Genomic DNA, 23,044 nt, shown 5'->3' with positions numbered 1-23,044 from the left:
GGCGCTGCTTTAAACGAACGGGAGGTGATCATGGACATCAAGACATTGGGCTTGCCCCTGGCTGCAGCGGCCCTGCTGGCGCTGGCCGGTTGCTCGACGCCAACGGTGGTGACGCTGCAGAACGGCACTCAATACCTGACCAAGGACATGCCGAAGACCAAGACCAAGGACGGGTTCTTTGAATTTGAGGACATTTCCGGAGCGATGGTGAAAGTCAGGGCCGATGACGTGGCGACGATTCGTGAGGAAGACTGACGTTTCTCCTGGCACGATGTGGCAGGTTTCGAGCACTGCTTTACACTCGATAGACCCCGTGCGACCGAATGACTGTGCAACGCTTCGACACATGCGTTGCAATACGGGCATCACGCAAAGACTCAGGTGACGCCGAAATGAAAATGGTCATGCCACTTCTTGCCTCTGTGCTCGCCGTCAGCGCGTGCATGACGGCGAGCCTGTGTGACGCTGCCACAAAGACCAAGCCAAAGCCCTTGCCAACGTACAAAACCAGTTTCGATTGCGCCACCCCCCAGGCATCCGCCGAAAACCTAATCTGTCACGACGCTCAACTGGCGCGCATGGATCTGGAACTCAATCGCCTTTATCTCCTGGCCCTCAGCGACGACCATTCGGTGCCGCGCCCGAATAAAGTCGAGATTGATCAGCGGTTCTGGATTGAGTCCCGCAACCAGTGTGGTGGCGGGACTCAAGACAAGGCGTGCATCGTGCGAAGTTATGCCGAGCGTGCGTTCCAACTGCGCCAGGGTTCGGCCATTGCGAGAACCAAGGACCCCAGCAGGCTCACGGAAGGCCCGTTGGCTTATCGTTGCGCAGGGTTTAACGCATTGGTTGCCGCCACCTTCTTTACGGTCGAACCGGGCGTGGTGTTCCTGAAATGGGCCAACACCTCGGTGACGCTGAACCAGGTGCCGAACAATTCCGGAACCCAGTACACGGGCAAGGATTACAAAGGCAGCTACAGCTTCTGGCAAATCGACGATGACGTTTTTTTCCAGATACCCGGCTCAGGCCAGATGAGTTGCGCAGCCGAGCCGGTCGGCTGATGACGATGGCATCGGGACGTCCTGTCCCGATCGCCGGACCAGGTCTTCAGCTGCCGGTGCGAATCTTGTTCCACACTCGCGTGCGAATCCGGTCGATGTTCAAGGGCATGGCTTCCAGGGCAAACAGCTTGCCCATCATTTCCGGGCTTGGGTAAACCTTGGTGTCGTTCTTGATCGCCGGGTCGATCAGGCTGTCGGCCTGTTCATTGCCATTGGCGTAATGCACATGGTTGCTGATGCCGGCCATGACGTCCGGGCGCAGCAGGTAGTTCATGAAGGCGTAACCGGCTTTTTCATCCGGAGCATCGGTCGGCATGGCAACCATGTCGAACCAGATCGCAGCGCCTTCCTTGGGAATCGAGTAGCCGATGTCGATGCCGTTATTGGCTTCCCTGGCGCGGTTTTCCGCTTGGAGGATGTCACCGGAGAAGCCGACCGCGACGCAGATATCGCCGTTGGCCAGGTCGCTGGTGTACTTGGACGAGTGGAAATAGCTGACATACGGCCGCACTTTCATCAGCAGGGCTTCGGCCTTCTTGTAGTCTTCCGGGTTTTTGCTGTGATGGGGCAACCCGAGGTAGTTCAACGCGGCCGGCAGCAGTTCGGGACCGTTGTCGAGGATGGCCACGCCGCACTTGTGCAACTTCTGCATGTTCTCGGGCTTGAAGATCAAGTCCCAGGAATCCACCGGGACGTTGTCCCCCAGCACGGCCTTGACCTTGGCAAGGTTGTAGCCGATGCCGGTGCTGCCCCACAGGTACGGGAAGCCGTGCTCGTTGCCCGGATCGTTGGTCTGCAACGCCTTGAGCAACACAGGGTTGAGGTTCTTCCAGTTCGCAAGTTGACTCTTGTCGAGTTTCTTCAGGGCGCCGCCTTCAATCTGCCGGGCCATGAAGTGGTTGGACGGGAACACCACGTCGTAGCCGGATTTGCCGGTCATCAACTTGCCATCGAGGGTTTCGTTGCTGTCATAGACGTCATAGGTGACGTCGATGCCGGTTTCTTTCTGGAAGTTTTTCGTGGTGTCTGGCGCGATGTAATCCGACCAGTTGTAGATCTTGACGGTTTCGGCGGCCTGGCTGATGGATGCAACCAGCATCAGCGGGGCCAGAGTCAGTGTCTTTCGGAGCATGAGTCGATTCCTGTAGGTTTTTTTTGTTGGCAGGCAATCAAAGGATCAGCTTTCAAATTTCAAAGAATTGAAAACTCAAAAAATCAGCACGTAGGTCTTGCGCACGGTTTCCTGGATGTCCCAGATGCCGAGGCTGTTGGCCGGCAACATCAGTGCGTCGCCGGCTTCTATGTGCAGGGGCTCGCCGCCGTCCGGGGTGAAGGTGCAGCGGCCCTGAATGAAGTGACAGAATTCCTGGGCGACGATCTGCCGCCGCCAGCGCCCGGGGGTACATTCCCAGACACCGGTCTCGACGCCGTCGTCGCGTTCGACGCTGGTGGTCGAAGCCACGGCCACGGGCGTTCCCAGGGGCACGGCGACCGGATTGGATTCGTCCAGTTTCAGGGTTGTGGTGTTCTTGAATTGCGTGATGCTCATGGGGATACCTGTCGATGTAGAGACGCTGTTTAGTGCATGAAACCTTCCATGAAACCGGCCACCCCGCTGGCCAGCCTGCGCCGCCAGGGCGCTGTGGCCGGGTTGGCCAGGGTCTGGTCCTCGTGGACAAAGCTGCGGATGATCGCGTTGTAGCCGAGCCAGCGGATCGGCTCCGGCTCCCAGGCCCGCAGTGCATCGAGGCCGCGCTGGGGGATGACCCACGGTTGGCGTACCAGATCGGTGTCGCGCCCCAGGATCAGGTCGGCCAGCGTGCGGCCTCCCAGGTTGCTGGCGCCAACGCCCTCCCCGCCATAACCGCCCGACAGGGCAATGCCGTTGGCCCGGTCGCAAAGCATGTGTGGCTGGAAATGCCGGGACATGCCCAGGTTGCCGCCCCAGGAATGGGTGATCTGCACGTTCTTCAACTGCGGGAACAGTTCGCCGAACAGATAACGCCGCAGGTGTATTTCGTCAGCGCTCAGGTCGAAGTCGTGGCGCAGCTTGCCAGCGAACTGGTACCCGCCACGGGCGCCAAAGATCAATCGGTTGTCAGCGGTGCGTTGACCGTAGGTGACCTGGCGACTGGCTTCGCTGAATGCCTGGCCGTGACTCAGGCCGATTTCGTCCCAGGTGGCCGCCGACAAGGGCTCGGTCGCGACGATCAGGCTCTGCACCGGCATTTGATAACGCCCCAATGGCGGCAGCGTCACGGAGTAGCCTTCTACCGCCGGCACCACCCAGCGACTGCGCACCGAAGCTTTGGCCGTGCGCAGACTGCCGGATTGCCAATGGGTGACCGGGCTGTTTTCGTAGATTCCGACGCCCAGTCGCTCCACCGCCCGGGCCAGCCCCCGTACCAGCCTGGCCGGGTGAATGGTCGCCACGTGCGGCGCGTAGATACCGCCGTAGGGTTTGGCGACGCGGATCTGTTGCGCCAGTTGTTCCGGGGTCAGCCAGCGATAGTGGCTGTCGTTGAGGCCCTGGCGGTGGAGATCGTCCAGGTAGTGACGCAAGCTGGCCTCCTGCTCCGGATAGCGTGCGGCGCAATACAGCACCCCGCCTTTACGGTAATCGCAGTCGATTCCCTCACGTTCGAGGACAATCTCCACTTCATCCGGAATGCTGTGCAACAAATCGTAGGAGGCGCGGCGCGCTTCGGCCGACAGTTTGGCCAGCAGGCGGTCTTCTCCCAGCAAATTGCCCATCAGCCAGCCACCATTGCGCCCCGACGCGCCGAAACCGGCGGTTTGCGCTTCGACGATGGCGATGTTCAGGTCAGGTTTGTGCCGCTTGAGGTAGTACGCGGTCCAGAGTCCGGTATAACCCGCGCCGATGATCGCCACGTCGACATCCAGGTCCCGCTCCAGCGCTGGACGCGCCATTAGCGGCTCGTCGAGCTGGTCCATCCACAAACTGATAGTGCGCCACGCCGGCATGCAAGACTCCGCCACTCAAACTTCGATGGCGTCGATCCTAGTGCGTGGGCTCAGGCGCTGTCTTGCGCGCGTGCACGCAAAGAAATTTGTTTGACGTAAGCCTTGGGGGACTGGCCGGTGTGCTGGCGGAAACAGCTGTAGAACGCCGACAGCGAATTGAATCCGGCAGCGAAGGCCAGTTCGTCGATGCGCACTGGCGGCATGGCGGCATCCAGCGCCGCAAGCAAATGTTGCAGGCGCGCCTGGTTGACGTAGCGGTAGAAGCTCTGGCCCAGCACCTGATTCAACAGGTAGGAAATCTGGTTGCGGCTGTAGCCACACTCCTTCGCCACTCGTTGCAGATCGAGCTCCGGGTCCAGATAAGGCTGTTGGCGCTGGAAATACTGCTGCAGGTCATCGGCCATGAAGCTCAATTGGCGAGGCGACAGGCCGAGCCGGCTGACCGCCGGGCGCTGGTTGCCGGACGTTTTGCTGCCGGGTTGTTCGTGCACCAATGAAGCATATTCATTGACCCGCCAGATCAGCCCGTCCTTGACGGTGATCGCTTCGCTGGCGCGGAACGATACCAACCCTTCACCACCGCGCAAGGTGATGCGGTACTGAATGAACGCAGTGTTGCCGTCCAGTCGAATTCGGTCGGAGTGCTCCAGCGCTTCATCCGGATCCCGGGGCATGCTGCTGCGCACATATTCGCGCAATTCGGCCAGGCCCATGACCCGGTTCTGGAAAAAGTCGTTGTACTGGACTTCAGGGTGATAAAGCGCCATGACGCCATCCAGATCCCGGTGCTTCCAGCGCAAGTGATAGCGCATGACCGTCTCGCCCGTGGCCTGGGTTTGCAGTGGGCCATCATCATCGGCGTGCATTGAACATCTCGACGGGAAAAGACCGAGCTTGCCCAACTTCCGTTTTGTCTTCAACGACTAAACCAATGATGGCTTGTGCCCGCAAATGGCCGATAAGCCTGACCTGAATCAAAAAAAGCGCTGGCAATCGCCAAACGACCTGAAAAATCCACATTCTCTTCATATCCGGATGCTACTTTTAAACACTGTCACTGGTTGAACCAATGAAGGTTCTTCCCTCCTACCATGAGCTAAAGGAAGCGCTCGAAAATGAAGGCGGGCAACACATGAATATAGGGTTTAGCAAGGTCACGTTTCCAAACGCCTGCCAGCTGATGCGCTGGCATTTTCATCCCATGGGTTTCGAGGCGAGCATGGACGCCCCGGGCAGCATGATTGCCCGTCTTTTTGATCGTGCCACTGGCGAGACCATGATCGCCATTGCCGGTATTCCGTGCGCCACCGTCATGAATGCCGCGGATGTAGAACGAATAATCGAAGCGGTGGAGGACGAGCTTGAAGCCTTCGTTCCACCGGAGGCCTTCAAGAGTTATGCCTGAAGGCTCACTGACTGAAAAGCCCACTTGTAGGAGCGAGCCTGCTCGCGATGGACTCAAGAGCGCCGCGTTTAGCCAGTAAATACGCGTTATCGTTAACGACCATCGCGAGCAAGCTCGCTCCTACAAAGTCAGGCGGTGATTTGGCTTTTACGATGGTCGACAAAAAACGCTTTGCCCTTGCCGATCCGGTCGGAGGCCTTGGGCATGTTCGCGGCCTGGGTGTCTTGTGCGTCGACGTACCAGTAGCAATGGCTGACAGCGCGGGTAATACCCACGTAGGCCAACCGCAGGATCTCGTCCTTCTGGGCATTGTCATAGGGCTCACTGTCGCCGGCCTTGCCCAGGCCCGCCATCCGGTAAACCTGATTCTTGTAAGGTGAACTGGTCAGGTGCTGGCAGTCGCCCAGCAAAAACACCGCATCGGCCTGGAGGCCCTTGGCGCTGTGATACGTCAACTGCTTGAGCCTGCGAGCCTCATACGGCAAGCTGGAATCAACATTAAGTACTGATTGAATATGCTCTTCTATCAATGACTTATCGCTGCTTTTTCGATAAAGCATCAAGATCGAATCGCCCTTTCGGTAATGCTCCATCAGGCGTTGGGCCATGCCCTGGTCATCTCGATCAAGGACGTTCACCGGCAGCAATGCCTTGGGTTCACCGCTGGCCTTGGCTTTCTTCCCGGCAATCGCCGGTGCTGCGCGCACGATGTGCTCGGCGGCATCGATGATGTGCTGGTGGCTGCGGTAGTTGTCGCTGAGCATGACCTTGGTGGTGCTCGGCGACGGGAACTCCTTGTTGAACTCCATGAAGTAGGTCGGCGAACTGCCGCGCCAACCATAGATGGACTGCCAGTCATCGCCCACACAGAGCAACGAGGAACGCTGGGCTGCGCGCCCGACGTGCATGGCCGGCCCGCGACTGCGGATCTCTGCCAGGCTGGCCCTGATCCAGGAGACGATCTGCGGCGAGACATCCTGGAATTCGTCGATCATCAGGTGTGACAGCGGCCGCAGCAGCTCATCGCCGAGCAATTTGAGGTTCTCCGGCGAATGTTCGCTGAACAGGGCGAACATTCGGTTGTAGGTCATGATCGGCGGTTTCTGATCCAGCAAATGATCTTCCAGCGCCCGCCAGTACAGACTCAAGGCTTCGAAGAAGAACCGGTCGGGATCGTCCTTGGCGAAACTCATCCGGGCCACGGCGCCCGGCACGTCCAGCCCGAGGTTTTCGATGAACCCGGCGGCGGCGACAAAACAATCGAGCAGTGGCGCTGAAGCGAGCTCGCCCTTGACCTTGTAATCGAAACCCGGCCCGGCGCTGGCATCACCGGCGAGTGAGGCCAGAACACGTCTTGATGATTCATAACTATCCAGCCATATCAATGGCTTACGACAGAAAGCTTGAAACAGTGTGCGCTTTACTGCCCACTCTGCACGCACCGTCAGCTTGGCGTTTGGTCGCGTCACCTGCGGGTTCTCCCGAGGATCGAACCCCAGCACCACCCAGGCATCCAGCGACGGGATGTAGCCGTGACAATGGAATGTCGAACCGTTGATATCGAACGACTGGCGATTCGGTTCGATGCCCTTGATAGGCCAGGCACCGGCGCGAAACCACAGGTCCTCGATGGCGTCGCACAGTTCTTCATCGCGTTTGGCCGCAAGCTCGGTAACGCCCATGCGTTTTTGCACATCCGGGTGATCGCGCTCCAGCTCCTTGAGTTGCAGGGCATGCCGGGACAATGGCTTGATCAACTCGCGAAAATGCTCATCGTCACGGTGCAGACGGTGATAGCAGGCATTGAGCTGTTGGCGTTGGGCGTCGTTGATGCGCAGATCGAACGGATTGCTGTCGACCTCCTCGTCCCCCTGTGCAGCCCGCAGGCTGAGGTTCTCGAAAGCCTGCAAACGCTCGAAACCCGGAAGGCTGCGTACCATCGGCAGGATCCGCGAGTGAAAGGTGCGCACCAGGTCCCGCGCCTCCTTGAAGCTGATCCCGCGGCCCCAGAGCGCAAACAGTTCGATCAGCTTGTTGATGAAGTCCTTGCGCGACTCGCGGGTGAAGGTCACCACCGTCATCGAACTCAGCTCGAAGCCCAGGTAATGGGTCAGCAGCAGGATACGCAGCACCAGCGTGGTCGACTTGCCTGCGCCGGCACCCGCGATCACCGAAGTGGACGGGGTGTCGCTGAAGATCATTTTCCACTGTGCGGCACTGGGTTGGGCATGGGCCGGCAACAATCGGGCGACATCGGCCTTCATGCGCTTCTTCAGCTCGGCGCTCAACGGCAGGCGCCAGTCGTCGAACAACAGGTCATCGACATTCGGCGGTCGGTGTTCAGTGCAGCGCGAGTCGCGGATCAGCAGGACCTGTCGACCCTCCTCCAGACCTTCGAGCCTGCCTTCCTTGTAGCCGTAATCGACCCCGGCACTGTGACCGCTGCGAAAACCGTCGGCCTGGCCATGCAACCACGACGCCCGATGCTGTGCGTGCAGGCGAGTCAGGCTGTAACCGAAGAATCGGGCGAGCAATCGCTTGATCAGCGGCATCTCGGCCAGTGGGCGAAGTTCAGGCGGGAGATCGGGGGTGTGTTGCGGCACGCGGACTGACTCCAGGGTGTGAGGCTGTTGAGCGCTATGGTGTCTGCATTTGCCGTTGAGTTCTAGTCAATTGCTTATGACTCATTGGCTTATGCGATGAAGTGAAGGTTGGATGAGAAACTTTCGAGTTCGTTATATATCAATCCATTCGATGGGAATGCTGCATTTTTTACGCTTTTTATCGATTGTTGCCTGTTGGATGATGGCCGTCATCACTCACCGGTCTCGCTTCGTGGCTCAGGCACCTGGCCCCATGACGAACCTTTTCTGGAGACGATCATGCTTGAACTCAGACCTTTCAACTCGCTCGGCGGTGCTCACCACGGCTGGTTGGATGCCCACCATCATTTTTCGTTCGCCGAATACTACGATCCCAAGCGTATGAACTGGGGCAACCTGCGGGTCTGGAATGACGACGTGATCGCGCCCGGTACCGGTTTCCCGCAACACCCGCACCGCGACATGGAAATCATCACCTATGTCCGCGAAGGCGCCATTACCCACCAGGACAACCTTGGCAACAAGGGTCGCACCGAAGCGGGTGACGTCCAGGTCATGAGCGCCGGCACCGGGATTGCCCACAGCGAGTACAACCTGGAAGCGACGCCGACCAGGATTTTCCAGATCTGGATCATCCCGAACGAGTCCGGCCTGGCGCCGTCCTGGGGCGCCAAGCCGTTCCCGAAAGGTAACCGCGAAGGTTTTGTCACTCTGGCCAGCGGCAAGGAAGGCGACGATCAGAGCCTGCGCATCCGCGCCGATGCCCGGCTGGTGGCCGCGAACCTCAAGGCCGGCGAATCCGCCGAGTATCACCTGGACAACGGTCGTCGCGCCTACCTGGTACCGGCCACGGGGGTCATTGAGGTCAATGGCTTGCGTGCACAAGCTCGAGACGGTGTAGCCGTTGCCGATGAGCAGGTGCTGCGGGTGACGGCCATCGAGGACAGCGAGATTGTTCTGGTGGATCTGGCTTGATTCGCTGAGCGCAATCGCAAATAAAAAGGGGCGACCGCATTGGTCACCCCCTTTAAGTGGCTGCAGCCAACCCCTGTGGGAGCGAGCTTGCTCGCGATGACGGCCTGGCATCCAACATTGATTTTGACTGACAGTCCGCTATCGCGAGCAAGCTCGCTCCCACAGGGTTATATGCAACTCCAGTGGGAATTACGCCGTTTATTTTGCGGAAATGGCACCATCCACCAGCGTTTGCGCCTCGGCCACCAGTTGCTTGAGGTGGTCGTCGCTGACAAAGCTTTCGGCGTAGATCTTGTAGATGTCTTCCGTGCCCGACGGACGCGCCGCAAACCAGCCGTTCTCGGTCATGACCTTGAGACCGCCAATGGCCTGGTCATTGCCCGGTGCGTGGCTGAGGATGCTCTGGATCGGCTCGCCGGCCAGTTGAGTCGAGGTGACCTGTTGCGGCGACAGCTTGCTCAGCAGCGCTTTCTGCTCCGGATTGGCCTTGGCGTCGACCCGTACCGAGAACGGCTCACCCAGTTCATCGGTCAAGGCGCGATACGCCTGACTCGGGTCGCGACCAGTCCGGGCCGTCATCTCGGCGGCCAGCAGGGCCGGAATCAAACCGTCCTTGTCGGTGCTCCAGACCCCGCCGTCCTTGCGCAGGAACGAGGCACCGGCGCTTTCTTCGCCGCCGAAACCCAGGGAGCCATCGAACAGGCCGTCGGCAAACCATTTGAAACCCACCGGCACTTCGTACAGGCGACGATCCAGGCGCTTGGCCACGCGATCGATCAGGCCGCTGCTGACCACGGTTTTACCCACGGCGGCATCGGCGCGCCATTGCGGACGATTCCGGAACAGGTAGTCGATGGCAACGGCGAGGTAGTTGTTCGGTGCCAGCAAGCCACCGGACGGCGTGACGATGCCATGGCGGTCGTGGTCCGGATCGCAGGCAAACGCCACGTCGAAGCGCTCTTTCAGGCCGATCAGGCCTTGCATTGCGTGGCTGGACGATGGGTCCATGCGGATCTGGCCGTCCCAGTCGACGGTCATGAAGCGGAAGGTCGGGTCGACCTCTTTGTTCACCACATCCAGGTCCAGGCGGTAATGCTCGGCAATCGCCGACCAGTAACGCACCCCTGCTCCACCCAACGGATCGACACCCAGGCGCAGCTTGGCATCGCGGATGGCGTCGAAGTCGATCACGTTGATCAGGTCGGCGACATAGGTGTTGAGGTAATCGTGACGATGGGTAGTGCTGGCCTTCAGTGCCTGCTCGTAGCTGATGCGCTTGACGCCGGCGAGCTTGTTGGCCAGCAGTTCGTTGGCCTTGGCTTCGATCCACTTGGTGATGTGGGTATCGGCCGGACCACCGTTGGTTGGGTTGTACTTGTAGCCACCGCTTTGCGGCGGGTTGTGGGACGGCGTGATGACAATGCCGTCCGCCAGGCCGGTGGTGCGTCCACGGTTGTAGCAGAGAATCGCATGGGAAATGGCCGGTGTCGGCGTGTACTCGTCACCTTCTGCGATCATCACGGTCACGCCGTTGGCTGCCAGTACCTCGAGGGCACTGGCGCCGGCCGGCGTGGACAGCGCGTGGGTGTCGATACCGACAAACAGCGGGCCATCGATGCCTTGAGCTTCGCGGTACAGGCAGATCGCCTGGCTGATCGCCAGAACGTGCCATTCATTGAAACTCAAGTCGAACGAGCTGCCGCGGTGCCCCGACGTGCCGAAGGCAACGCGCTGGGTCGAAATCGCGGCATCAGGCTGACCGGTGTAATAGGCCGTTACCAGTCGCGGGATGTCGACCAACAATTGTGCCGGTGCCGGTTTACCCGCAAAAGGACTGAGTGTCATGCAAAACCTCTGGAATAGAGTGGTTCAGGAATTGGGTCGCAGTTTACTGGCAGTTTGACCGCAAGGCGATGGGATCGATCCAGCACAGTGGAAGTTGTTATTTTTTGTCTCACTCACTCGATTGATTCCAGGCGCAGCGCATCCCCCAGCAATCCCAGCGCGGCCGCCAGGTTGTGATCGCCGCCGAAGGTATGGCTCAGGCGCAGATGCTGCCCGTGCAGACCGTGGAGGCTGAACAGCTCGCCCGGCGCGATGACCACCTGATGCGCCAGCAGGCGCTGGAACACACGACGGACATTGACCCGACGCAACGAGCGCATCCAGATCGTTGCACCACCTTGCGGCTCGACGAAATGCAAGGCATCACCCAATCGCTCCTGCAACAACAGGGTCATTTGATTCTTGCGGTCATTGAGCAGCCGCCGCAGCACCAGCAGGTGTTGATCAATGCGACCGCTGCTATACAAACGGGCAATGGCTTTCTGGCGTATCGGCGAGAGTCGGAAGGACCGCAGCAGAAAGTGCCGTTGCAACTCCGCGCTCAAATGCCTTGAAAGCAGAAAACCGTAAGGCGCTTCAGGTCCGATGATTTTCTCGAACGTGGAAAACACCATCAGCCGTTCAGGGTCCAGCAAGTCTCGAAAGCGCAGGGTGCCCAAGTCGAATCCGAGTTCGCCATAACAGTCGTTTTCCAGCACCCAACTGTCATGCGCGGCCAACAGCCGGGCAATGGCCTGCCTGTTGTGGTCAGGCGCCAGGCTGCCACGGGGCATGTTCAGGGCCGATGACAGCATCACCAGCCTTACCGGTTCGGTATCGAGCAGCATTTCAAGACGTTCCGGATCCAGACAGGCATCGGCTTGCACGGGCAACTCGATCACCCGCACGCAGGCGGCTTGAAACAAGCGCAGGATCGTCCAGTCGCACGGCGATTCGACCACCACCGTGGCGTCTTTCAAGCCCAGCACGGCGATCAGGATTTCCAGTACACCGCGCAGGTCGGCGCCGATGTAGACATCATCGGCGTGCCAGTAACGCATGGGAGACGTGGTGTAGCGTGCTGCCAGGGCGGCACGCAGTTCGAGTTCGCCGCAGGGTTGCGAAGGCGACTGCGGCTGGCGGGGATACTGGCGCAGCAACTCCCGCTCCAGCAGCAACAACGGGCTGTCCAGTGGCTGCAATAACGCCGGTTCATCGGCGCTCATGACCAGCATCCCCGGGCGCCTGGCATTGACGTAGACCGCTTCCAGCAGGTCGCTGCCGCTGTCCTGCAGGTTGATTGCGGACACTGGCAATGCGTAGTAACCGGACTTGGCCACCGAATAGACCCGCCCTTCTTTCTCCAGCAGCGAATAGGCGTACTGAATGGTCGAGATCGACACATTCAGACGCTCAGCCAGGTGCCGCAGCGACGGCAGGCGGATGCGCGAATCCCCTTCAGACTCGTTGATCAGGCTGACCAGGTATCGATAAACCGCTTGATAGGCGAAATCCGTTTCTCGTGGACCTTTCATCGGCGAAGGCCATTTGCATTGACTGAAAATCCACCCACGTTCAGTGACCCGCTGACCATTCATCCACCAACGTGCTGTCAGCATCAGGATCGTCCAGCGCATTTTGCGACACGGCCCTCGGGATGATTGCTTCAGCCGCCCCGCCAGCGTCTGCGGGCGTCCACTCCATGCAGTAAAGCCGGCCAATCAGGCTGACGGGCAATCCGCTGACATCAATCATCCATTGCATGATCTGTTCGGCGACCGGATGCCCCTGCATGGCCTTGTGCAACTCGGGCATGGCCACTAGCATGCCCGGATGGCACTGACGCAGAAAACGCTCGAGCCCCGCACCTTTTTCGGTAAAGGGCGCAAACAGCAGGCACACCAGTTGTGCTTCGCTCAGGCCCAGGTTCTTTTGTGCCTCGGCCGCCGCTCGGGCGCGCAGTTCGACCAGTGTCGCCGGATTGCCGAAGACCTCGATGGCCTGCTCGCACAATCGCTCGGCCAAGTGCTTGCGGCGCATCATCACCAAGGCCCGTTGCAGGTATTGCGCAACACCGGATTCGTAATTGCGATTCTGTACGAAGCACGCATGCAACCCTCGGACGTGCGCCGTGATCGACGGGCTGACGAATTCGTTGTCGCTGATCTGCGCGGACAGTTCGTCAGGCTGGAACCCGAGAAATTCCGTCAACAATGGCCAACGCTCTTCCAGGTTGCTGACCAGCAGGTCGTGAATGTCGATGCAGGCCGTACGACGGCAGGTTTCGAAGCGCTCTTGCGGACGCCACCGGGCCTGGCCGTAATCGGCGTAGAACCCGTGATAACAGTCGCTGCCCAGTTCATCGAGCAATGCAAACAACCCCGCATAACCCGGCTCGCCCGCAGGCGAAGGCTTGAGCCCTGCCTTGGTGGCGGCGCGCCTCAAGCCGTCGATGAACTGCTTTTGCTGACGCGGCGTGTCACTGATGAGCAAGGCGTCGACACCGCCGTCCCAGCGAGCGATTTGTCCGTAGAACTCTCCCGTGGCCAGATAACCGTCATCCCAAAGGTCGAACCCGCCGCGCCACTCCCGGCGATGGCCGATCAGCAGCAGGTTCAGGCGGCTGGACTCGCGGCCGGCGTCGGAGATCGGCGTCAGGTGGTTGAACGGCAAGACTTCCCGATCATCGACCATCAGTACCTCGACCCGAGGATCGTCATAGACAAACAATGCGCTGTTGGTCCGGTGCATGTTTTCCACGGCCGCGCCGCTTGTGCCGTTCAACCGTAACGAGGCGATGCGCAACTGGAATGTCGCCGGCGTCCGCGTGGCGATGGTCAACTGTGCAGCACGCAACAAAGCCAGGGTGTAGCAGTTGTCTCGGGCCCCGGACTGGATCGCCAACACCTTGTAATCGCCAATGTGCTCCATGCCCCCGGCGGCTACTGCCAGGCGCTGAATCAACAATTGCAATGCAGTGCGTTCGGCACGGGAGAAAAAACCCAGCAATCGCTGCAGCACTTGTTGATAGACATAGTTCATCGCTTGGTCATGGATGCTGGTCATCTTTATTTACCTGATACTCGTAAGTTCAATATCGTGCAGACAGCAAATCCCGTTGGACTGTCGGCGCGAATGGAGTCATGGACTTTATTGCCAAATGCTAACACTTGAATTTTCTTGAAATCATTTGAAACGATCGCAACACCCCCTCGACTTAACGACAGAGGTGAGGCTGGAGCGCCCTGCTGGCAAGGGTTTGCTGATTTGAAACCGGAGTCCTAGGAAATATCCGACAAAGTCCCACAGACACTTAATACAAGAAACAAGGAAGGAAGTTGCAGCTGTCTTTTTGGCAACTAGCCAACGGCCAACTAATTTGGAGATTTGCACCGATGGCGCACATTGAAAAGTTTCAGCCTGACACCCGGCCATGACTCATTCCTTGAGATGAAAGTAATCATTCAATTATCAGGGCTTAGTGGCTGATTAGAAGCTACAGATTACGGGCAAAAACCAGTTCAGTTGCTGGACCGGCCTGCGGGTCGACGGCTTTCGGGGGGCTCAAACGAAAGAGTCCGTGTGGCACGGACTCTTGGGAGGACTGTAAGTGCTACGCCGGCTCGACCTGCAGCGCGACCCGTTCGCGACACGGGCATTCGTCCATGTAGCGGTGTGCTTCGACAAACTCGGCAAACGGGAAGACCCGAGTCTTGAGCGGCAGCAGAACGCGGTCGGCGGTCAACTGATTGATGTCGCGCAAGGCACGTTGCAGTGCGGCCTGGTCCTGGGTGATGCCCAGTTCCGGCTTGCCCGTGAAGTTGCCGATGCAGTGCACGAAGAACTGAATGTTCTTCTGGAACGCTGCGCAGGCCGGGAAAGGTGTCTGGTTGCCACCTTGCAGGCCGTACAGCACCAGGCTGCCGCGAGGCGCCAGCACATCGCCCAGCAACGACATCTGCGGACCGCCCAAACCATCGAACACCACATCTACGCCACGGTTATCGGTGATTTTGTTGATCCGCATCAGCAGATCTTCTTCCTCGGTGACGATCACTTTCTCGGCACCCAGCGACAGCAGGTATTCACGTTCCTCCTCGGTCTTGGTCGCGGCGATCACTCGAACACCCAAGGCCTTGCCCAGTTGTACGAACGAAGGTCCGGCGCAATGACTCGCGTCGGTCACCAGAGCAAATTGCCCGGGCTTGACCCGTGCCAGATCGGCATAGGCGAAATAGGCGATCAACAACGGCGTGTAGTGCACGCTCGCTTCAATCGGGCTAAGCACATCCGGATAACGGGTGACTGCCGAGCGCGGCAGAACGATCTGCTCGCCGTAGACCGGGTAGTCGTTCGGGCTTTGGGCCGGAAAGCTGGCGACCTTGTCACCGACCTCCAGGTCATCGACGCCATCACCGACAGCGGTGACGATACCGGCCATCTCCTGGCCAAGGCCTGAAGGCAGTCGGGCATGGGACGGGGCCAGGTTCTGACGCCAGAGAGTGTCATACCAACTGATGCCAATCGCCTCGACGCGCACCTGCACTTCGCCCGGTGCAGGCAGAGCCGTCGCATGCTCTTCGCATTTGAGCACCTCGGCTGGACCAAACTTGTGAAAACGTATCGTGCGGGACATCGCAAACCTCGCCAAATAAACCTCTAATGCCATGAACTCTAGCCGGGCTTTCAACCCAACACTATCTGTGGCTATTAATAGTCGACATGCCTGTCATTGATTCCGCAGCGGCGGCAACATCGTCAAATGTCGTAAGAAACCGAAGCAGCCTATGTAGGAAAAACTGAATTACCCGGTGCAGAGTACCAGTCTTTCCCCGTAATATTCCTGCTGGCCATTGTTCTCATATGGCCGCCCACGTCAAGCTTGCTGACTCTGCCAGGACTCCAGATGAATCGTAATGACCTGCGTCGTGTCGACCTGAACCTGTTGATCGTTTTCGAAACATTGATGCACGAACGCAGCGTGACCCGTGCTGCGGAAAAACTGTTCCTCGGCCAGCCAGCCATCAGTGCGGCGCTCTCGCGCCTGCGCGGCCTGTTCGATGACCCCTTGTTTGTGCGTACCGGCCGCAGCATGGAACCGTCCGCCAGGGCGGTCGAGATCTTCGCCCTGCTCTCCCCGGCACTGGATTCGATTTCCACCGCGGTCAGCCGTGCGGCCGAGTTCGATCCTGCCACAAGTACTGCCGTGTTCCGCATCGGCCTTTCGGACGACGTCGAGTTCGCCTTGCTGCCAATGCTGCTCAAGCGCCTGCGTGCCGAATCGCCGGGGATTGTGCTGGTGATACGTCGGGTCAACTACATCCTGATGCCGGGGTTGCTGGCATCCGGTGAGATATCCATCGGTGTCAGTTACACCACCGACCTGCCGGCCAACGCCAAACGCAAGGTACTGCGTCGCAGCCAACCGAAGCTGTTGCGCGCCGACACCGTGCCGGGGCCGTTGAGCCTGGATGATTACTGCGCTCGCCCCCATGCACTGGTGTCGTTCGCTGGCGACCTCAGCGGCTTCATCGATGAAGAGCTGGAAAAGCTCGGGCGCAAACGGCATGTGGTGCTCGCCGTTCCGCAGTTCAACGGGTTGAGCACCCTGCTCGCGGGCACCGACATCGTCGCGACGGTGCCGGACTACACGGCCGATGCGCTGACTGCCGCTGGCGGTGTGCGGGCCGAAGATCCGCCGTTGCCGGTGCGCAGTTTCGAGTTGCACATGGCGTGGCGCGGATCCCAGGATAATGATCCGGGGGAGCGTTGGTTGCGGTCGCGGATTCAGATGTTCTTTGGGGATCCGGACAGCTTGGCCTGATCCGGATTTTGCATGAGGGCTGCTGGCCTCTTCGCGGGCAAGGCTCGCTCCCACAGGGATTTGGGAACAACGAAGATCCAATGTGGGAGCGAGCTTGCTCGCGATGGCCGCAACACGGTTCCAGATCTGACTATTGCATCCAATGCAACACACAATTGTCATCAATCCAGTTGATGACGACCGAACACAAGGCGCAGGCTAGAGGGCTGGCTTGGGTCTTATATCATTCCGGATGATAGTTACCTTCGCCCCATTCGATTCGTGAGATACAAACCCGCCGCGCATCATTCGCCAATCTCAACACATTGGCGGATGCATCCATGGAACAGTCACTCAAACATTTGCGCTTCCCGTTGGCTTTGTTGGCCGTAGTGGTGATCAGCGCTTGCGGCAAGGCCCCGGAAACCGCCGCCAGCATGCCAGCGGCCAAGGTCAGCGTGGCCAAGGTGCTGGAACAGCCGGTCAACGAATGGGACGAGTTCACCGGCCGTCTCGAAGCGCCGGAAACCGTCGAGATTCGTCCACGGGTCTCCGGCCAGATCGATGAAGTGGCGTTCACGGAAGGCGCCCTGGTCAAGAAAGGCGACCTGCTGTTCCAGATCGACCCGCGTCCGTTCCAGGCTGAGGTCCGCCGCCTCGAAGCACTGGTTGCACAATCGCGCGCCAATGCCACCCGCAGCGAAAACGAAGCCCAGCGTGGTGAGCGTCTGCGCACCAGCAACGCGATTTCCGCCGAACTGGCCGACTCGCGGACCAGCGCCGCCCAGGAAGCCCGCGCCGCGGTCGGCGCCCTGCAAGCGCAGCTGGATCTGGCCAGGCTGAACCTGAGCTTTACTCGTGTGACTGCTCCAATCAGCGGCCGCGTCAGCCGTGCGGAAATCACCGCCGGCAACCTGGTGACTGCCGACACCACCCCGCTGACCAGCGTGGTCTCTACTGACAAGGTGTACGCCTACTTCGACGCGGACGAGCGTGTGTTCCTCAAGTACACCGAGCTCGCTCGCCAGGGCAAGCGCGGCGCCACCACCCCGGTCTACATGGGCCTGTCCAACGAGGACGGCAACCCGCACCAGGGCGTGATGAACTTCGTCGACAACCAGGTCAACCCGAAGACCGGCACCATTCGTGGGCGCGCCGTGTTCGACAACAGCGATGGCAGCTACACCCCGGGCCTGTATGCACGCCTGAAACTGGTGGGCAGCGGCACTTACAGCGCCATGCTGATCAATGACGAAGCGGTCGGCACCGACCTGGGCAAGAAGTTCGTGCTGGTGATGGATGCCGACAACAAGACCGCCTACCGCGCGGTGGAGCTGGGTCCGAAGATCGAAGGTCTGCGCATTGTGCGCAATGGCCTGAACAAGGACGACACCATCATCGTCAAGGGCCTGCAACGGGTACGTCCTGGCTCACCGGTCACCCCTGAAGTGATTCCGATGGCCAGCGAACAAACCCTCGCGGCACTCGCACAACAACGCCAAGCGCTGGAAGCCAGCAACCTGCCCCAAGTCGCGCCTGCCAGGGTTACGCCGGGCACGGCTGTGAAACTGGCTGCCACGACCCCACGCGGTTAAGGGATTTTTACGATGAATTTTTCCCAATTCTTCATTTCACGGCCGATCTTTGCAGCGGTGCTTTCGCTGCTGATCCTGATCGCCGGCGCCATCTCGCTGTTCCAGCTGCCGATCAGCGAATACCCGGAAGTGGTACCGCCGACCGTTGTGGTTCGTGCCAACTTCCCGGGTGCCAACCCAAAAGTCATCGGTGAAACCGTGGCCGCTCCACTGGAGCAAGCCATCACCGGTGTCGAGAACATGCTGTACATGTCCTCGCAGTCCACCGCTGACGGCAAGATCACCCTGACCATCACCTTTGCCCTGGGCACTGACCTGGACAACGCACAGGTGCAGGTGCAGAACCGTGTGACGCGGACCGAGCCAAAACTTCCCGAGGAAGTGACACGCATCGGTATCACCGTGGACAAGGCTTCGCCCGACCTGACCATGGTTGTGCACTTGACCTCGCCGGACAAACGCTACGACATGCTCTACCTGTCCAACTACGCCTTGCTCAACATCAAGGATGAGCTGGCGCGTCTGGGTGGCGTTGGCGATGTGCAGTTGTTTGGCATGGGCGATTACTCCCTGCGTGTCTGGCTCGACCCGAACAAGACCGCTTCGCGCAACCTGACCGCCACCGATGTGGTCACGGCGATTCGTGAGCAGAACCGTCAAGTGGCGGCCGGTGCCTTGGGTGCGCCGCCTGCACCGAATGCCACGGCCTTCCAGTTGTCGGTCAACACCCAGGGCCGTCTGGTTTCCGAGGAAGAGTTCGAGAACATCATCATTCGCTCTGGCGACAACGGTGAAATCACTCGCCTCAAAGACATCGCTCGCGTCGAGCTGGGCTCCAGCCAGTACGCCTTGCGTTCGTTGCTGAACAACCAGCCGGCGGTGGCGATCCCGATCTTCCAGCGTCCGGGTTCCAACGCCATCGAAATCTCCAACGAAGTGCGGTCGAAAATGGCCGAACTGAAGAAGAGCTTCCCCGAAGGCATGGACTTCAGCATCGTCTATGACCCGACGATCTTCGTGCGCGGCTCCATCGAGGCGGTGGTTCACACCCTCTTTGAAGCACTGATCCTCGTAGTACTCGTGGTGATCCTGTTCCTGCAAACCTGGCGCGCGTCGATCATTCCGCTGGTCGCTGTGCCGGTATCGCTGATCGGTACCTTTGCCGTGATGCATCTGTTTGGCTTCTCGCTCAACGCCCTGTCGCTGTTCGGCCTGGTATTGGCGATCGGTATCGTGGTGGACGACGCCATCGTGGTGGTGGAGAACGTCGAGCGGAACATCGAACTAGGATTGACCCCGGTTGAAGCGACCAAAAAAGCCATGGGCGAGGTAACCGGCCCGATCATCGCCACGGCGCTGGTGCTGTGTGCGGTATTCGTTCCGGCGGCGTTCATTTCCGGCCTGACCGGCCAGTTCTACAAACAGTTCGCCCTGACCATCGCGATTTCCACGGTGATCTCGGCCTTCAACTCCCTGACCCTGTCGCCGGCGCTGGCCGCGGTATTGCTCAAGGGCCATGACGCGCCGAAGGACCGTTTCTCCAAGGTGCTGGACAAGATTTTCGGTGGCTGGCTGTTCCGTCCGTTCAACCGCTTCTTTGAAAAGGCCAGCCATGGTTATGTCGGCACCGTTGCCCGCGTGATCCGCTCAAGCGGTATCGCCCTGCTGCTGTACGCCGGCCTGATGGTCCTGACCTTCTTCGGTTTCTCCAGCACCCCGACCGGTTTCGTCCCCGGCCAGGACAAGCAATACCTGGTGGCCTTCGCGCAATTGCCGGATGCCTCGAGCCTGGACCGTACCGAAGACGTGATCAAGCGCATGTCCGAGCTGGCGCTGAAACAGCCCGGCGTGGAAAGCGCCGTGGCCTTCCCGGGCCTGTCGATCAACGGTTTCACCAACAGTCCGAACGCCGGCATCGTGTTCGTGACCCTCAAACCGTTCGACGAACGTAAAGACCCGAGCATGTCCGCCGGTGCGATTGCCGGTGCCTTGAACGGCCAGTACGCGAATATCCAGGAAGCCTATATGGCGATCTTCCCGCCGCCGCCGGTACAAGGCCTGGGCACCATCGGTGGTTTCCGCCTGCAGATCGAAGACCGGGGCAACCTGGGCTACGAAGAGCTGTACAAGGAAACCATGAACATCATCAACAAGAGCCACAACGTGCCGGAACTGGCCGGCCTGTTCACCAGCTACACCGTGAACGTGCCCCAGGTCGATGCCGCCATCGACCGGGAAAAAGCCAAGACCCACGGCGTGGCCGTCAGCGACATCTTCGACACCCTGCAGATCTATCTGGGTTCGCTGTATGCCAACGACTTCAACCGCTTTGGTCGCACCTATCAGGTCAACGTTCAGGCCGAGCAGCAGTTCCGCCTCGAATCCGACCAGATCGGCCAGCTGAAAGTGCGTAACAACAAGGGCGAGATGATCCCGCTGGCGACCTTCATCAAGGTCAGCGACACCTCGGGCCCGGACCGCGTGATGCACTACAACGGCTTCATCACCGCTGAAATCAACGGTGCGGCAGCCCCCGGCTACAGCTCCGGCCAGGCCGAAAAAGCCATCGAGAAACTGCTCAAGGAAGAACTGCCCAACGGCATGACCTACGAATGGACCGACCTGACCTACCAGCAGATCCTGTCCGGTAACACCGCACTGTTCGTGTTCCCGCTCTGTGTGCTGCTGGCGTTCCTGGTACTGGCGGCTCAATACGAAAGCTGGAGCCTGCCACTGGCGGTGATCCTGATCGTACCGATGACCCTGCTGTCGGCCATCACCGGTGTAATCGCCTCCGGCGGTGACAACAACATCTTTACCCAGATCGGTTTGATCGTATTGGTGGGGCTTGCCTGCAAGAACGCGATCCTGATCGTCGAGTTCGCCAAGGACAAACAGGAGGAAGGCTTGAGCCCGCTGGCGGCGGTCCTGGAAGCGTGCCGTCTGCGTCTGCGGCCGATCCTGATGACTTCCTTCGCGTTCATCATGGGTGTGGTACCCCTGGTGTTCTCCAGCGGCGCCGGTGCCGAAATGCGCCACGCCATGGGTGTCGCGGTGTTCTCCGGGATGCTTGGGGTGACCTTCTTCGGTCTGTTGCTGACGCCGGTGTTCTACGTACTGATCCGTAACTTTGTCGAGCGCGGCCAGGCACGCAAAGCTGCCAAGGCCACCCTGAAGCTGGAGTCGCACTGATGAGTTTGAAAGCCTTCCTGCCGAGCCTGCTGGTACTGGCCCTGGGTGCCTGTGCCGTGGGCCCGGACTACAAGACGCCAACCACCGAGGCGGCCAACATCACGGCCGCCACCGATGGCGCCGCCGGCCAGAAGAACTTTGACCGTTCGCGTTTCGAAGGCATCTGGTGGCAGCAGTTCGAAGACCCGACCCTCAACCAGCTGGTGACGCAATCCCTGCAAGGCAACCGTGATCTGCGCGTCGCCTTCGCCCGCTGGAAAGCGGCGCGGGCGATCCGCGATGACGTCAGCAACGACGCCATGCCGACCATCACCAGCCGCGTCAGCAGTGACCTGGGCAAAGGCCAGATTCCGGGCCAGACCACCGACCGGGTCAACAGCGAACGCTACGACCTGGGCCTGGACATGGCCTGGGAGATTGACTTGTTCGGTCGCATCCAGCGCAACCTGGAGTCGGCCAACGCCGAGCAACAGGCATTCGAGGCCGATTTGTACCAACTGCAAGTCACCATGATTGCCGAACTGGTGGACTCCTACGGGCAACTGCGCGGTGCGCAGTTGCGGGAGAAAATCGCCCTGGCCAACCTGGAGAACCAGCAGGAGTCGCGCAAGATCACCATCAGCCTGCGTGATGCCGGCGTCGGCGACCAGCTCGATGTGGAGCGCGCCGATGCGCGACTGGCGTCGGTTGAGGCCAGCGTGCCGCAGCTGCAGGCCGAACAGGTTCGGCAGAAAAACCGTATCGCCACCCTGCTGGGTGAGCGTCCGGACAAGCTGACCGTGGACCTGAGCCCGAAAGACTTGCCGGCGATTGCCAAGGCCCTGCCGATCGGCGATCCGGGTGAACTGCTGCAACGCCGTCCGGACATTCGCAGTGCCGAACGCCAACTGGCCTCGGCCACCGCGCGTATCGGCGTGGCCAAGGCGGATCTGTTCCCGCGGGTCAGCCTCAGCGGCTTCCTCGGCTGGACTGCCGGACGTGGTTCGCAGATCGGTTCTTCGGCGGCCAACGCCTGGGCGCTGGGCCCGAGCATCACCTGGGCCGCGTTTGACCTGGGTAGCGTAAAAGCCCGCATACGTGGCGCCGACGCCGATGCCGAAGGCGCCCTGGCGACTTACGAGCAGCAAGTGTTGCTGGCCCTGGAAGAATCGGAAAACGCTTTCAGCGACTACGGCAAACGCCAACAGCGCCTGATCTCGCTGATTCGCCAGAGCGAGTCCAGCCGCTCGGCTGCCGACCTGGCGCAAATCCGCTACCGCGAAGGCACGTCCGATTTCCTCGTACTGCTCGACGCCCAGCGTGAACGCCTGGCGGCCGAAGATACCCAGGCCCAGGCCGAGGTTGATCTGTATCGCGGCATCGTCGCGATCTACAAGGCCCTCGGTGGCGGCTGGCAGCCGGAGACGGTCGCGAGCAAGTAGTACGGTTTTTAAAGCGCTCCTTTGGTTGGCCGCAACCAACCAATTTCCTTGCCCTGCGTCTCATTCGGTCGCGGGGCTTTTTTTTGCCTATCAAAAACAACACATCCCCCTTGTGGGAGCGGGCTTGCTCGCGAAGGCGGTGTGTCAGGCAATACATATGTCTACTGATATACCGCC

17 protein-coding genes are annotated in these 23,044 nt (G+C 59.9%); 8 read left to right on the top strand and 9 right to left on the bottom strand.

Translation table 11 applies throughout. The features are described from left to right. The first annotated feature begins 30 nt into the window (after positions 1-30). Positions 31-255, top strand: coding sequence for a YgdI/YgdR family lipoprotein (locus KGB29_RS15535; RefSeq protein ID WP_150813004.1), 225 nt, complete (start codon positions 31-33; stop codon positions 253-255). Between the two features lie 137 nt (positions 256-392). Then, entirely contained in the window at positions 393-1,064 is a 672-nt protein-coding gene (locus KGB29_RS15530; protein WP_150813003.1) for an MliC family protein, read from the top strand. 46 nt (positions 1,065-1,110) lie between these two features. Here KGB29_RS15530 and KGB29_RS15525 read toward each other — a convergent pair whose 3' ends face one another. From KGB29_RS15525 to KGB29_RS15510, 4 genes are all read right to left on the bottom strand, one after another. Beyond that, positions 1,111-2,196, bottom strand: a complete 1,086-nt coding sequence (locus tag KGB29_RS15525) for a polyamine ABC transporter substrate-binding protein (RefSeq protein WP_150813002.1) — start codon at positions 2,194-2,196, stop codon at positions 1,111-1,113. A 75-nt stretch (positions 2,197-2,271) separates the two neighbouring features. Further along, entirely contained in the window at positions 2,272-2,613 is a 342-nt protein-coding gene (locus tag KGB29_RS15520) for a cupin domain-containing protein (RefSeq protein WP_150813001.1), read from the bottom strand. Between the two features lie 29 nt (positions 2,614-2,642). After that, positions 2,643-4,049 (bottom strand): NAD(P)/FAD-dependent oxidoreductase, encoded by a 1,407-nt coding sequence (locus KGB29_RS15515; protein ID WP_218543863.1) that lies wholly within the window; start codon positions 4,047-4,049, stop codon positions 2,643-2,645. A gap of 50 nt (positions 4,050-4,099) precedes the next feature. Continuing rightward, the gene (locus KGB29_RS15510; RefSeq protein WP_150812999.1) at positions 4,100-4,915 is read right to left on the bottom strand and encodes a helix-turn-helix transcriptional regulator; all 816 of its coding nucleotides are present in this window, start codon (positions 4,913-4,915) and stop codon (positions 4,100-4,102) included. A 266-nt stretch (positions 4,916-5,181) separates the two neighbouring features. Here KGB29_RS15510 and KGB29_RS15505 point away from each other — a divergent pair, with 266 nt between their 5' ends. Next, a complete protein-coding gene (locus tag KGB29_RS15505; RefSeq protein ID WP_150813111.1) occupies positions 5,182-5,454 on the top strand; it encodes a DUF1652 domain-containing protein in 273 nt (90 codons plus the stop codon). A 128-nt stretch (positions 5,455-5,582) separates the two neighbouring features. Here KGB29_RS15505 and KGB29_RS15500 read toward each other — a convergent pair whose 3' ends face one another. Further along, a complete protein-coding gene (locus KGB29_RS15500) occupies positions 5,583-8,057 on the bottom strand; it encodes a UvrD-helicase domain-containing protein (RefSeq protein WP_150812998.1) in 2,475 nt (824 codons plus the stop codon). 279 nt (positions 8,058-8,336) lie between these two features. Here KGB29_RS15500 and KGB29_RS15495 point away from each other — a divergent pair, with 279 nt between their 5' ends. After that, positions 8,337-9,032, top strand: a complete 696-nt coding sequence (locus tag KGB29_RS15495) for a pirin family protein (protein WP_102670283.1) — start codon at positions 8,337-8,339, stop codon at positions 9,030-9,032. 198 nt (positions 9,033-9,230) lie between these two features. On the opposite strand, the gene pgm is transcribed toward KGB29_RS15495, so the two are convergent. From pgm to KGB29_RS15475, 4 genes are all read right to left on the bottom strand, one after another. Further along, positions 9,231-10,877, bottom strand: coding sequence for a phosphoglucomutase (alpha-D-glucose-1,6-bisphosphate-dependent) (pgm, locus tag KGB29_RS15490; protein WP_150812997.1), 1,647 nt, complete (start codon positions 10,875-10,877; stop codon positions 9,231-9,233). A gap of 113 nt (positions 10,878-10,990) precedes the next feature. Beyond that, the gene (locus KGB29_RS15485; protein ID WP_150812996.1) at positions 10,991-12,391 is read right to left on the bottom strand and encodes a PLP-dependent aminotransferase family protein; all 1,401 of its coding nucleotides are present in this window, start codon (positions 12,389-12,391) and stop codon (positions 10,991-10,993) included. A 40-nt stretch (positions 12,392-12,431) separates the two neighbouring features. After that, the gene (locus KGB29_RS15480; RefSeq protein WP_150812995.1) at positions 12,432-13,922 is read right to left on the bottom strand and encodes a hypothetical protein; all 1,491 of its coding nucleotides are present in this window, start codon (positions 13,920-13,922) and stop codon (positions 12,432-12,434) included. A gap of 547 nt (positions 13,923-14,469) precedes the next feature. After that, positions 14,470-15,492 carry a zinc-dependent alcohol dehydrogenase family protein gene (locus KGB29_RS15475; RefSeq protein ID WP_057714783.1) on the bottom strand — a complete coding sequence of 341 codons (1,023 nt, stop codon included), beginning with the start codon at positions 15,490-15,492 and terminating at the stop codon, positions 14,470-14,472. Positions 15,493-15,762: 270 nt separating this feature from the next. On the opposite strand from KGB29_RS15475, the gene KGB29_RS15470 reads away from it, so the two are divergent. From KGB29_RS15470 to KGB29_RS15455, 4 genes are all read left to right on the top strand, one after another. Continuing rightward, a complete protein-coding gene (locus tag KGB29_RS15470) occupies positions 15,763-16,680 on the top strand; it encodes a LysR family transcriptional regulator (protein WP_150812994.1) in 918 nt (305 codons plus the stop codon). 320 nt (positions 16,681-17,000) lie between these two features. Continuing rightward, a complete protein-coding gene (gene mexE, locus KGB29_RS15465) occupies positions 17,001-18,254 on the top strand; it encodes a multidrug efflux RND transporter periplasmic adaptor subunit MexE (protein ID WP_150812993.1) in 1,254 nt (417 codons plus the stop codon). 12 nt (positions 18,255-18,266) lie between these two features. Beyond that, the gene (locus tag KGB29_RS15460) at positions 18,267-21,446 is read left to right on the top strand and encodes an efflux RND transporter permease subunit (RefSeq protein ID WP_150812992.1); all 3,180 of its coding nucleotides are present in this window, start codon (positions 18,267-18,269) and stop codon (positions 21,444-21,446) included. Further along, a complete protein-coding gene (locus KGB29_RS15455; RefSeq protein ID WP_150812991.1) occupies positions 21,446-22,867 on the top strand; it encodes an efflux transporter outer membrane subunit in 1,422 nt (473 codons plus the stop codon). Before KGB29_RS15460 ends, KGB29_RS15455 begins: the two co-directional genes overlap by 1 nt. The last annotated feature ends 177 nt before the right edge of the window (positions 22,868-23,044 follow it).

The sequence above is a fragment of the Pseudomonas sp. BF-B-30 genome, from assembly GCF_019956305.1.
In the GTDB taxonomy this organism is placed as follows: domain Bacteria; phylum Pseudomonadota; class Gammaproteobacteria; order Pseudomonadales; family Pseudomonadaceae; genus Aquipseudomonas; species Aquipseudomonas jessenii.
Note: the sequence above shows the minus strand (reverse complement) of the source record. Positions and strands in the feature narration are given on the sequence as shown.